The organism is Sulfurimonas limnophila (assembly GCF_059705345.1).
The window spans coordinates 631,729-643,555 of the sequence record NZ_AP046127.1; the positions used below are offsets into that span (position 1 = coordinate 631,729).

Annotated in this window: 15 protein-coding genes; 13 read left to right on the forward strand and 2 right to left on the reverse strand. The window is 34.6% G+C overall.

All coding sequences use genetic code 11. The features are described from left to right. Positions 1 to 2 precede the first annotated feature (2 nt). From ubiE to AC6H33_RS03410, 5 genes are all read left to right on the forward strand, one after another. Positions 3 to 722 (forward strand): bifunctional demethylmenaquinone methyltransferase/2-methoxy-6-polyprenyl-1,4-benzoquinol methylase UbiE, encoded by a 720-nt coding sequence (gene ubiE, locus AC6H33_RS03390; RefSeq protein WP_497605560.1) that lies wholly within the window; start codon positions 3 to 5, stop codon positions 720 to 722. A gap of 9 nt (positions 723 to 731) precedes the next feature. Beyond that, complete coding sequence (gene xseA, locus AC6H33_RS03395; RefSeq protein ID WP_497605561.1) at positions 732 to 1,982, forward strand: exodeoxyribonuclease VII large subunit; 1,251 nt, start codon at positions 732 to 734, stop codon at positions 1,980 to 1,982. Between the two features lie 9 nt (positions 1,983 to 1,991). Further along, positions 1,992 to 2,588, forward strand: a complete 597-nt coding sequence (locus tag AC6H33_RS03400; RefSeq protein ID WP_497605562.1) for an FmdE family protein — start codon at positions 1,992 to 1,994, stop codon at positions 2,586 to 2,588. 61 nt (positions 2,589 to 2,649) lie between these two features. Then, the gene (locus tag AC6H33_RS03405; RefSeq protein WP_497605563.1) at positions 2,650 to 3,060 is read left to right on the forward strand and encodes a hypothetical protein; all 411 of its coding nucleotides are present in this window, start codon (positions 2,650 to 2,652) and stop codon (positions 3,058 to 3,060) included. A 4-nt stretch (positions 3,061 to 3,064) separates the two neighbouring features. Continuing rightward, entirely contained in the window at positions 3,065 to 3,532 is a 468-nt protein-coding gene (locus tag AC6H33_RS03410; protein WP_497605564.1) for a methylated-DNA--[protein]-cysteine S-methyltransferase, read from the forward strand. A gap of 2 nt (positions 3,533 to 3,534) precedes the next feature. On the opposite strand, the gene sppA is transcribed toward AC6H33_RS03410, so the two are convergent. Both sppA and mqnF read right to left on the reverse strand, forming a co-directional pair. Beyond that, positions 3,535 to 4,404, reverse strand: coding sequence for a signal peptide peptidase SppA (sppA, locus tag AC6H33_RS03415; RefSeq protein ID WP_497605565.1), 870 nt, complete (start codon positions 4,402 to 4,404; stop codon positions 3,535 to 3,537). Beyond that, positions 4,404 to 5,630, reverse strand: coding sequence for an aminofutalosine deaminase family hydrolase (mqnF, locus tag AC6H33_RS03420; RefSeq protein WP_497605566.1), 1,227 nt, complete (start codon positions 5,628 to 5,630; stop codon positions 4,404 to 4,406). The genes sppA and mqnF overlap by 1 nt, the downstream gene beginning before the upstream one ends. 93 nt (positions 5,631 to 5,723) lie before the next feature. On the opposite strand from mqnF, the gene aroQ reads away from it, so the two are divergent. The 8 genes from aroQ to fliY are packed head-to-tail and all read left to right on the forward strand — an operon-like array spanning position 5,724 to position 11,822. Next, positions 5,724 to 6,206 (forward strand): type II 3-dehydroquinate dehydratase, encoded by a 483-nt coding sequence (gene aroQ / locus AC6H33_RS03425; RefSeq protein WP_497605567.1) that lies wholly within the window; start codon positions 5,724 to 5,726, stop codon positions 6,204 to 6,206. Positions 6,207 to 6,210: 4 nt separating this feature from the next. Beyond that, positions 6,211 to 6,696, forward strand: coding sequence for a 2-amino-4-hydroxy-6-hydroxymethyldihydropteridine diphosphokinase (folK, locus tag AC6H33_RS03430; protein WP_497605568.1), 486 nt, complete (start codon positions 6,211 to 6,213; stop codon positions 6,694 to 6,696). Then, entirely contained in the window at positions 6,693 to 7,961 is a 1,269-nt protein-coding gene (gene flhF, locus AC6H33_RS03435) for a flagellar biosynthesis GTPase FlhF (RefSeq protein WP_497605569.1), read from the forward strand. Before folK ends, flhF begins: the two co-directional genes overlap by 4 nt. Further along, positions 7,958 to 8,833: a P-loop NTPase gene (locus AC6H33_RS03440; protein ID WP_497605570.1), complete on the forward strand. Its 876-nt coding sequence runs from the start codon at positions 7,958 to 7,960 to the stop codon at positions 8,831 to 8,833. The genes flhF and AC6H33_RS03440 overlap by 4 nt, the downstream gene beginning before the upstream one ends. A 19-nt stretch (positions 8,834 to 8,852) precedes the next feature. Beyond that, entirely contained in the window at positions 8,853 to 9,185 is a 333-nt protein-coding gene (locus AC6H33_RS03445; RefSeq protein WP_497605571.1) for a hypothetical protein, read from the forward strand. Further along, entirely contained in the window at positions 9,182 to 9,865 is a 684-nt protein-coding gene (locus tag AC6H33_RS03450; RefSeq protein WP_497605572.1) for an RNA polymerase sigma factor FliA, read from the forward strand. The genes AC6H33_RS03445 and AC6H33_RS03450 overlap by 4 nt, the downstream gene beginning before the upstream one ends. Before the next feature lies 1 nt (position 9,866). Next, positions 9,867 to 10,967, forward strand: coding sequence for a flagellar motor switch protein FliM (gene fliM / locus AC6H33_RS03455; RefSeq protein WP_497605573.1), 1,101 nt, complete (start codon positions 9,867 to 9,869; stop codon positions 10,965 to 10,967). 3 nt (positions 10,968 to 10,970) lie between these two features. Then, positions 10,971 to 11,822: a flagellar motor switch protein FliY gene (gene fliY / locus AC6H33_RS03460; protein ID WP_497605574.1), complete on the forward strand. Its 852-nt coding sequence runs from the start codon at positions 10,971 to 10,973 to the stop codon at positions 11,820 to 11,822. The last annotated feature ends 5 nt before the right edge of the window (positions 11,823 to 11,827 follow it).

Below are 11,827 nucleotides of genomic sequence, written 5' to 3' on the forward strand. Positions count from 1 at the left end.
TTATGCAAGAACAAGAAAAACAAAATAAAATAGTTTCGATGTTTGATGATATTGCACCAACTTACGATACTGCAAATCGTGTTATGAGTATGGGTGTTGATAAGAGTTGGAGAAGAAAAGCGTGTGATTTATCATATGTTTTTTATGCAAAAGAGAGTATCGATAAGATTGTAGATGTTGCTTGTGGAACAGGCGACATGATGGATTTTTGGAAAAAAAGAGCAGATACTAATGGTATAGCTGTTGGTGAGATAGTAGGCGTTGACCCATCAAAAGGGATGGTAAATGTAGCAAGAGAGAAATACCCTAAATTTAATTACCATATATCAAAAGCTACTGAGATACCATTGGGAGATAGTAGTGCCGACATACTTAGTATAACTTATGGCATAAGAAATGTAGTTGAGAGAGAAGCCGCTTTAGTTGAGTTTAACAGAGTTTTAAAAATTGGCGGTTTAGTTGTTATTTTAGAGTTTATGAAAAATGAAAATCCATCATTTCTTGGACGTATTAGAGATTTTTATATGAATAAAATCTTGCCAAAAATAGGTGGTTTTATCTCAAATAACCTAGAAGCGTATGAGTATCTTCCAAATTCAATAGAGAGTTTCTCAACAGTTGAAAATATGAAAAAAGAGTTAGAGGCAGTTGGATTTGAGATAATTTATCTAAAAAGCTTCTCCATGGATATTTCAACACTTTTGATTGCTAGAAAAAAATAGGCGCTTCGTGTGTATACACTTAGTGTTTCTTCCTTAAATGAGCAGATAAAATCTCTCTTAGAGAGTACATTTGAGAGAGTTTTAGTTGAGGGGGAACTCTCTCGTATAACCTTTCACAACAGCGGACATATCTACTTTACACTCAAAGATGAAAACTCAACTCTCAAAGCCGTTATCTTTAAAGCAAACGCTGCAAAGCTAAAATTTCAGCTCCAAGAGGGCTTAAAGGTTGTGCTTGATGGTGCAGTTACTCTTTATAAGCCACGAGGCGAGTATCAGATAAACTGTTTTAGTATCTCTCCTTCTGGGCATGGTGCTTTGGCTTTGGCGTATGAGCAACTCAAAAATAGACTTGCATCTAAGGGGTATTTTGATAGTTCAAGAAAAAAGCCTCTTCCAAAATTTCCAAAACGGATAGCTCTTATAACCTCTGCAACAGGGGCGGCACTTCAAGACATGCTTCGCGTTGCAAACAGCAGATACAGAGTTTTAGAGATAGATATATATGATGTTTTAGTTCAGGGCGACAATGCTGCACCATCCATTGTTAGGGCTCTTAAAGTAGCAGATACAAAAGGTTATGATATTGTTATTTTGGGGCGAGGTGGTGGAAGTGTAGAGGATTTGTGGGCATTTAATGAAGAGATAGTTGCAGATGCTATCTTTAGTGCAAGAACTCCGATAATCTCAGCGGTAGGACATGAGATAGATTGGGTTATAAGCGATTTTGTAGCTGATTTAAGAGCGCCAACCCCAAGTGCTGCAATGCAGATGTCTCTTCCTGATGAGAGAGAGTTGTATCAGCATATAGACTCTCTAGCGCAAAGATATGAGCAAATAATTTTACAAAAACTAAATAACGCGAAGCAAGAACTTGAACATATAAACAGACTATATCAAGAGCACTCCATAGAAAAAAAGATAAGTTATAAACTAGAAGAGATTACTCAACTTAAGCTCTCTTTTACAAATAGTATCTATTTTAAGATGCAAAGTTTTAGCAAAGAAGTGGAATCTGTAAAAATCAGATTTCCAAGTGCTATGCAGAGTAGAATCAATATTGCTCAAAATCAAGTATTGACTCTACAAAAAATGTTAGAATCCAACCATCCAAGGTTAAAAACAAAAAGAGGTTTTGCACAAATCTCTAAAGATTCTAAGGTTATTGATATAGAGTCATTAATGGTTGATGAAGTTTTTGATTTAATGAGTGATAGAGTAGCGATAAGTGCAAAAGTAATAAATAAAAAATATATATAGAGGTTTTATATGAAATATCCAGAATTTTTTGATAGTGTTGAGAGCATAAAAGTGGTAGATCCGCTCTCAAATGTATTAGGTGCATTTGAAGGCGGTTTGTATGAGATAAGTTTCTTAGAAGTTGTAAAAGCAGCTGGGCATAGCTGTCCAACAGTTGCAGGTGCTTACATAACAGCTTTAGTAGGATTGAAGGCACTTTATCCAAACTCAAGAGCAGTACGTGGAGAGATAAAAGTTGAGTTTAGCGACTCTTTAGAAGATGGCGTTGCTGGAGTTATTAGTAATGTTATCTCTCAAATCACAGGTGCTACTGATAAGAGTGGATTTAAGGGTTTAGGTGGAAAATTTGCACGTCACTCTCTTATGAAATTTGACGCAAATATAAGTTCTTCTGTAAAATTTACTAGAGTTGACAATGGTAAAAGTGTAGAGGTATATTATGATCCATCATCAATTGGTGGAAGCCCAAAAATGCAACAATTGATGCAAAAAATGATGGGCGGAATGGCTAGTAGTGATGAAGTAAAAGAGTTTGGCGCTCTTTGGCAAGATAGAGTAAAGAGAATTTTAGAAAACATACCAACGGTTACAAAAGTTATAATCTAAAGAGCTGTAATTTTCTAGTAATCAATTTACTATATACTTCTTTGCAAAAAAAGGAGTATAGATGGCATATTTTGACAATGTAAAAGTTGGTGATAAAGTTTTTGGTCTAGTGTTTGGTGCTGGAGAGATAGCTCAAATATTTGAGAACAGCCACTATAAGATGATGGTAGATTTTAAAAATGGCTATGAAGTTCCATATACTGAAGATGGAATTCCTGGCTGGGGAAACTTTAATAAGCAAACGCTTTATTATAAAAATGATATAGACTTAACAGACGTTGATTTCTCTCCTATCTCAAAAGTACTATCCATAAAAAAAATAATAAAGCTAAAAGATAAGAAAAAGCTTCAAGTAAGGCTTCCTTCTGGCGTTTGGAAAAAAGTAAAAAAAGCAGAAGAGTCTTACGTAGAAGATCTTCTAGAGAGAGAAAAATATCATATGTTTAGAAAGAAACCTGAAAAAAAAGATTGATTTTTTGATAAAAAATAGTCGCATTATCTCTACTCCAATTGGCGAAATGTTAGCAGTTACCAATGGAAGAGCTTTAATATATCTTGACTTTATTGATGATATTCTTGAGATAGAAAATTCTGATCATTTTATCTTGCTCAAGTTAGAGAAAGAGTTAAGAGACTATTTTTCTAAAAAACTACAAACCTTTACCATACCGCTCTATCTTACTGGTACAGAGTTTCAAAAAGGTGTTTGGAATACGCTCTTAAAAATCCCATATGGCTCAACTATCTCTTATGCTAAAGAAGCAAAACTTTCTGGAAACCCTAAAGCCTCAAGGGCCGTTGCAAATGCAAATGGCAAAAATCCTATCTCCATTTTAATACCTTGCCATCGTGTTATATCATCAGATGGTTCAATTGGTGGATATAGTGGTGGCGGAGTGTGGAGAAAAGAGTTTCTACTCTCACTTGAGAGAGCAGAAAAGTAGTTTTATCTTAGTGTTAGAGCTGGAAAGTATGTGTGCAAAGAGATGGCTGTTTGAGCGGAAATCTTTTTCATAAATTTATCAAATTTATCCTCTTCATTCCACTGTGGTGATGTTACTCCGCTTAGCTCTATCAATCTTTTTTTTGCATCAAATGAGACACCTAAAGTATCTACAAGCCCAACATCTTTGGCTTGGCTAGCAGTAAATATATGTGCATTTGCATAAAAATCTCTTTTATTTATATCAAGACCTCTAGCCTCTGCAACGTCTTTGGTAAAAAGCTCATAAGTTCCTTGAATAACTTTGTTTAACTCATTTTTTTCATACTCTGTCCACTCTCTATCACTTGCACCTACTTTTTTGTATTTTCCTGCTTGTACACTTTGCGATTTTATGCCTATTTTGCTCATAAGTTCACTAACATCAGCGCCTTGCATTATAACTCCAATGCTTCCAACCATAGAACCAGGATTTGCGATTATTTCATCTGCCCAAATACTAGCGTAGTAACTTCCACTTGCAATTGTTCCACTTGCATAAACAACAACAGGTTTGCTCTCTCTTGCACGTTTTATCGCGTATGCTATCTCGATGGATGGTGCGACTGCTCCACCAGGTGAGTCTACATTTAATAAAATTCCTTTTACAAACTGATTTGAAGTAGCATCATCTATCTGTTTTAGAACTTCTGAGACTTCCATAATAGGGCCTACTAAGTTTATCTGCTCAAGATTATTTGGTTTTAAATCCTCTTTGCTTTGAGGAGCAAATATTAGAAAAAGTATAAGCACAAAAATCATAGCTTTGAAATGCTCTTGAATAAATTTCATGGTTGAGAGTATTGGAGAGAAGATAGTTTTTATAAATTGCATTAAGCACCTTTTTTAGAAATAAATTTTCCGTTGATATAAATTTGGGAGATATTATATCTATGAAGTATTAAATGAATAGCCAACTCATCAGTTGGTTCTTTATCTAAATCTAAAACAAGCATATCTGCATTTTTCCCTTCACTTATCTCTCCGCTGTTGAGTCCTAGTGCTTGTGCTGCATTTATTGTCACACCTCTTAAAAGAGCTTTTGCAAACTCTAAAAGAGGCTCATTTGCATGCATTAGAAGGGAAGCTTTCATCTCTTCAAAGAGGTCAAGTTTGTAGTTTGAACTAAGCCCATCAGTCGCTACAATCCAGCGAATATTTTTATCATTTAATGCTTTGATATCGAGAGTTTTATTGCCTAGTAATCTGTTAGAAATAGGGCAGTGAATAACTGTATGTTTATTATCTGCTATCTTTTGGAGTTCTTTATCATTTGTTTCAACAGCGTGTGTTAAAAGTGTGCTAAAGCCATCAAAATGCTCTAAAAATTCACTAGAACTACAAGTAGAACTATTTTGTTTTAGTAGTTTCTCAAAAAACTCTTTAAAATCGCCCTCGCTCTTATCAAGCCACTCTCTCTCGGCAGAGCTCTCCATAAAATGAGCTGTTAGTTTAAGCTTCTCATCTTTTACTATCTGAAGTGCTTTTTTGATTAAAATAGGATGAACAGAGTAGGGCGAGTGAATGGCAACTGCTGGGTAAAATCCTTCTCTTTTTACACTCTTTGATGCGTCAAGTCTTGCCATAAAATCGCCAAAAAGTGCATCTGCCATCGTTGCTTGAGAACCGATTAGTTCATTAAAAAAAACAACATTTTGAGGTGCATCTGCACAGGCATCTAAGTCCATTGCATGTGAGCTAATTGCCCCAAAAGTTGTGATTCCAGACTCTAGCATAGAAGATATTGCTTCACTCATGCACTCTTTAGCGCAACTCTCTATTAAGTTCTCCCTTTGTTCAAGTACACTATAAAGCCAAGAGATAAAATCTCCATACGAGAGTTCCGTTTTATTTGCACTAAATTCTAAGTGTACATGCGCATTTATAAGACCAGGCATTAGGAGAGAATTTTTTTGTAATATTATAACTTCAGCGTCTGGAAATAGGCTCTTTAGCTCTTCTAGTGGCGCGATTTTATGTATAGTTTTATCAAATGCTACACTTTGCTCACAAAGCAGACTTTGCGGCGTTAATATATAGTTAGGAGTAATTATTTGCATCTTTTATCTTTTTTTAGAATTTAAAATAGATTATGCTTAATTTAGATAAAATGGCTCCTTAAAAATTTTAATTATTAAACAAAAAGGCAAGAGATGAAGATAGTAGTAATTCAAGGACCAAATTTAAATATGTTAGGCGTTAGAGAACAGCAAGTTTATGGTTCTATGAAATTAGAGCAGATTCACTCTCAAATGAGAGATTTTGCAGCACAAAGTGGACTAGAGATAGAGTTTTTTCAAAGCAATTTAGAGGGTGAGATTGTAGATAAGATTCAAGAGTGTTATGGAGATGCTCAAGGTATAATCATTAATGCAGCAGCATATACACACACATCAATAGCTATACGTGATGCAATCTCAGCTGTAAACCTTCCAACTATCGAAGTGCATATCAGCAATATCCACAGACGTGAAGAGTTTAGAAAACAAAATATGATTGCACCAGTTTGTACATCATCGATTGTAGGTTTTGGACCATTTGGTTATCATCTTTCTATGGTTGGTATGATTCAGATAATGAATGAGATAAAAGCAGTTCAAGAGATGCAAAAACAACAAGCTCCTCAAGCAGAGTAGATTAATGTATTTAGAGCGTAAATTAAGCGATAGCTTGACTATCTATAAAAATTTACGCTTTTGTAAAAAAGTGCAAAAAGGTTCTCATAGATATAGAGCAACTATCGGTATTGGTGGTAATTTAGGCGATGTTAGAAGAAGATTTGCCCATCTTGAAGCATATCTTATTAGAGACAGAAGAGTTGAGTTCCTAGAGAGATCGTTGATTTTAAAAAATCCTCCTTTTGGTTTTACAAATCAGGATGATTTTTTTAACTCAATTATTATATTAAAAACGAGTATGCAACCTATGCTATTTTTAGATTATTTAATGAGAGTAGAGAAAAAATTTGGACGTAAAAGAAGTTTTGCTAACGCTCCAAGAACACTCGATTTAGATATTATATTTTTCGATGACAGAGTTGTTAAAAAAGAAAAACTCCATATTCCACATCCAGAGTATTCTAAAAGAGAGAGCGTACTAATTCCACTTAAAGGTTTAAAGAGATGAAAATATTAACTTTTGTTGGAAAAACACCCTCAGATGCGCTAAAAAAAGCAAAAATGAGTCCTAACTATTCTCAAATGCTTCACATAGATACTAAAGAGATACAGAAAAAATCACTAGGGCGAGATGCACTCTATGAGATAGTAATGGGCATTGAAGGCGATACTGAGCAGACATATCAAAAAAATAGTTCTGTAACAAAAGATAGCAGACCACTTACTCAAAAGAGTGCAGATGTTCTTTATGATATATCTTATGCTGCAAAACAGATATCTAAAATAGCAGAGGTAAAAGACCCACTTTATGCTTATCAAGAGCAGAACACTCAGCCTATGCTTGAGCCAAAAGAGCTAAAAGAGATAAAATCTGAAATTGCAAAACTTGGCGATAAAGTTAAAATTATCCAAAATATGTTTTGGGAAGAAAAAGCTCCTGATTTAGATAGTCATATCCCATCAGAATTTGCAGAGATATATAGACTCGCTTCTCAAAGTGGTATGAACAAAGAACACCTAGATGCCATTATGAGAATGACGTTAGAGCATATGCCATTTAAAATGAGAGAAAACTCATCTACAATCAAGAGATATTTCCAAACGATACTTAGAAAAATGGTGCCAGTGAGAATAGAGTCTCTACCATCTATTGGAAATAAAAAAGTGATAATGCTAGTTGGTCCAACAGGAGTAGGTAAAACAACATCAGTGGCAAAACTAGCTGCAAGATACTCATTTTTAATGCAAAAAAAGTATAAAGTAGGGCTGATAGTTCTTGATACCTACCGTATAGGTGCGGTTGAACAACTTATGCAATACGCAAGAATGATGAAGTTAGCAATTGAGACCGTAGTAGATCCATCAGACTTTGCAAGCGCACTTGATTCTCTTAAATATTGTGATTATATTTTGATTGATACAATGGGTTCAAGTCCATACGATAGAAATAAGATAGAGAAAATTTATGAGTGTTTGGATGGAAATGATTCAAAATATAATATCGATGTTGTTTTAGTCATGCCGAGTTCTATAAAATATGAAGATTTAAAAGCTACTTATGAAAATTTCTCTAGTTTAAACGTAGATACATTAATGTTTACAAAGCTTGATGAAACAAGAGGCTTTGGAAATATATTTTCTCTTGCGTACGAGATTAAAAAGCCAATAAGCTACTTCTCAGTTGGTCAAGAAGTCCCAGAAGATTTGGTTTGTGCTACTAGTGATTTTTTAATAGAGTGCTTATTAAACGGCTTTAACAGGAGCAAAGCATGATAGGGAATCAAGCTCAAAAACTCCAAGAGCTAGTCTCATCTAGTTCGGCTAAAAAATCTAAAAAAACTCGTTTTATCGCTGTAACAAGCGGTAAAGGCGGTGTTGGAAAAAGTACAATAAGTTCAAATCTGGCATACGTTCTCTCTCAAAGCGGACTAAATGTAGGAATCTTTGACGCTGATATTGGTCTTGCAAACTTGGATGTAATGTTTAATGTAAAAATAAAGAAAAATATTCTTCATGTTCTCAAAGGTGAAGCAACAGTTAGTGATATTTTGATACCAATAACTAGAAATCTGATTCTAATCCCAGGTGAGAGCGGTGATGAGATTCTAAAATATTCAGATAAAGCTCTTTTTGAGAGATTTATGAGTGAAGCTGAAGTGCTTGATAAATTAGACATTATGATTATCGATACAGGTGCAGGTATTGGTGAGCATATACAGATGTTTTTAGATGCTGCTGATGATGTAATAGTTGTGACTGTTCCAGACCCAGCGGCTATTACCGATGCCTATGCAACTATAAAAACAATAGCAGTTTTGCGCAATGATATTGGTTTAATTATGAATCAGGTTAAAAATCAGAATGAGGCAACTGCTGTATATGAGAAGATAAAAAAAGTAGCACTTGCAAATATTGGTGATAAATTAAATTTAAAACTAATAGGAAAAATAGACAGTGATGTAAAAGTTTCCTCATCTATCAAGCAAAGAGCACTTTTTACTGTTTTACATGAAGGCTCAAGTGTTCATAAAGATATTGTCTCTATTGCAAATAATATAGTAAAAAATTTGGAACGAAATGTGCTAGTTTCTCCAAGTGAGAGTGGTTTATCTGGGCTTTTTAAGCGTTTGGTAAAGCATTTTTAAATCAAGTTGAGGCTGTTTGATGTTAGGTGAGAATTTTGTATATTTTTTTACTGTCCAAGGTTTTTTTATTGGAATAGTTTTTGGGATATTAAAATCATTTAACGCTGAGGGGTTGCTTGTTTATACATTTTTAATAACTGGCTTTTTTTATCTTTTTTCACACGTCATCGTTGCTTTTTACTACAAAACAACAATCGCTAAAAATTACTATTTTCCAAAAGAGAGTCATGAGAAGAAACTAGATTTATTTGTAATTGAGATAAACAAGAGAGAAAAACTTATTGATTCTGCTATAAAAATCACAGATGCAGCTATTAAAGCTAATGCCGCAGATGTCGGGATAAGTGCATGATAAGCGCATATACTCAAGATTTAAAACATAAAGAAGATGAGTTAGCTATCCAATATCTACCTGCTGTAAAAGCAATGGCTTTTAGACTAAAAGAGAGACTCCCTAGTTCTGTTGATTATATGGATCTCTCAGCAATTGGCACAGAAGAGTTGATAAAACTTGCAAGAAGATACGATGAGACTCTTAATGACTCTTTTTGGGGTTACGCAAAGAAGCGTGTTTATGGAGCAATGCTCGATTATCTTAGAAGCTTAGATATTGTTAGCCGTTCAAGCAGAAAGCTTATTAAATCAATAGACTATGCTGTCGAAGAGTATAGAGTCTTACATGATGAAGAGCCAAGTGATGAAGAGTTGGCAGCCATCATAGGTGAAGACGTTGAAAAAATTCATGAAGCAAGAGTTGCTTCGTCTATATATACTGTTATGCCGCTTCATGATCAACTCCATGTTGGAGATGAAGGTTTATCACTTGCAAATATAGAAAAAGAAGAGTTAGTTGATGTTATAAAAACAGTTCTTGGTTCATATAACGAGCGTGAGCAGATGATTATTCAGCTATACTATTTTGAAGAGCTTTCATTAAAAGAGATTAGCGAGGTTTTAAGTATAACAGAATCAAGAATTTCTCAAATTCATAAATCAGTAATCCATAAAATTAAAGAGAGTGTAGGAGCTTAAGATGGCAGACATACTTTCACAAGAAGAGATAGACGCGTTATTAGACGTTGTAGATGATGATGAATCTGACTTATTTGATGATGGAGGAAATGACGTTCCTTCATCAAACAGACAAGTAACTCTTTACGATTTTAAACGCCCAAATAGGGTTTCAAAAGAGCAGCTCCGAGCATTTAGAGGCATTCATGATAAGATGGCTAGATCTCTTGCTTCACAAATATCTTCAATCATGCGATCAATTGTTGAGATACAACTTCATTCGGTAGATCAGATGACATATGGCGAGTTCTTGATGTCGCTTCCAAATCCTACAAGTTTTAATGTTTTTTCAATGAAACCATTGGAGGGAAGCGGTGTTATCGAGATAAACCCATCTATTGCTTTTCCGATGCTTGATAGATTGCTTGGCGGAAAAGGGGAACCCTTTGATGCAAGTCGTGAGTTTTCGGATATTGAGTTAAGTCTTTTTGAAACAATTTTAAGAGTTATGATGGCTACTCTCAAAGAGGCTTGGGGACCAGTTATGGATATTTTTCCAAATATTGAGTCAAAAGAGTCAAGTCCTAATGTTGTACAAATTGTTGCTCAAAATGAGATTGTTGTTATGGTTGTTATGGAGATAATTATCGGGCAGAGCTCAGGTATGATGAATATCTGCTACCCTGTTATCGCGTTAGAGCCAGTTTTGCCAAAGCTTGCAAGTAGAGATTTGATGCTTAATGAAACTAGCACAAAAAAGAGCCGTAATACTGAATTGCATGTATTGCTTGGTGGCGCAAAAGTTGGTATTGAAGCAATGCTTGGTGATGCTGAACTTACTTTAAGAGATGTTTTGGATCTTCAGGCTGGGGATATTGTAAGGTTGACGAGTCCAGCTAATGATATCGTGACTGTATGTGTCGATGGCAAAGATAGATTTCGTGGCAAAATTGGTTTAAGACGATTCAGAAAGTCTATACAAATTACAGAGATAATAGACACAGAAAGAGATGCAGTTAAGAGAGCATTAGAAAACTTTGAATCAATTAGACGACAAAAAATATCTGGTGTTAAAGATATTATGCTTGATGAAGAAAATAGATATAACGATGATGAGGAGTAGATTATGAGTAATTTTATGAAATTATTTGAGAGTGAAACAATAGGTACAGTTGAAGCTCTTATAGGTCAGGCTCCTTCTATGGAACTAAAAGAGGAGCAAGAGTTAAGCATTATCTCTAGTATTGTGCCTCCTATTGTACTAGGCAATATTTCTATTAGTGGAGATATTCATGGTTCAGCAATGCTTGCATTTACTCCAAATTTAGTTACTGCTTTGTCAGATATGATGATGGGTGAAGAAGAGAGCAAAAGAGAAGATGTCAGTGAAGATGATTTAGATGCTGCTAAAGAGATTTCATCAAATATTTTTGGAGCAATAAGCAATAGCCTTGGAGCACAAAAAGAGTTGCCAAAGCTATCTTTTAGTATAGATAATATCGAATACGTTGGTGAAAATAAAGATATTTCACTCGAAAACTACTATAAAATGTTTGTTTATCACTTTAATATAGGAGATACAGATTCTCTTTTAATGTTTATTATGGATGAAAACCTTCATAACGCACTGTTTAAAACAGATAAAGCTCCAGCAGAAGATAAAAAAAATGAACAAAATAAAAGTAGTTCTGCCGCATCTTTAAGTAACGATGAGATGAATAATATTGCACTCATAATGGATGTAAAGCTTCCAGTAAAAGTTAGAATTGGAAAGAAAAAAATGTTGCTTAAAGATGTTTTAAATATGGACATTGGCTCTGTTATAGAGCTTAATCAATTAGCAAACGATCCACTTGACATATTAGTAGATGATAATGTAATTGCAGAGGGTGAAGTTGTGATAGTTGATGGAAACTTTGGCGTTCAAATTACCACAATTGGTACAAAGCGAGAGAGATTAAATCAGCTTAAATCATAACAAGG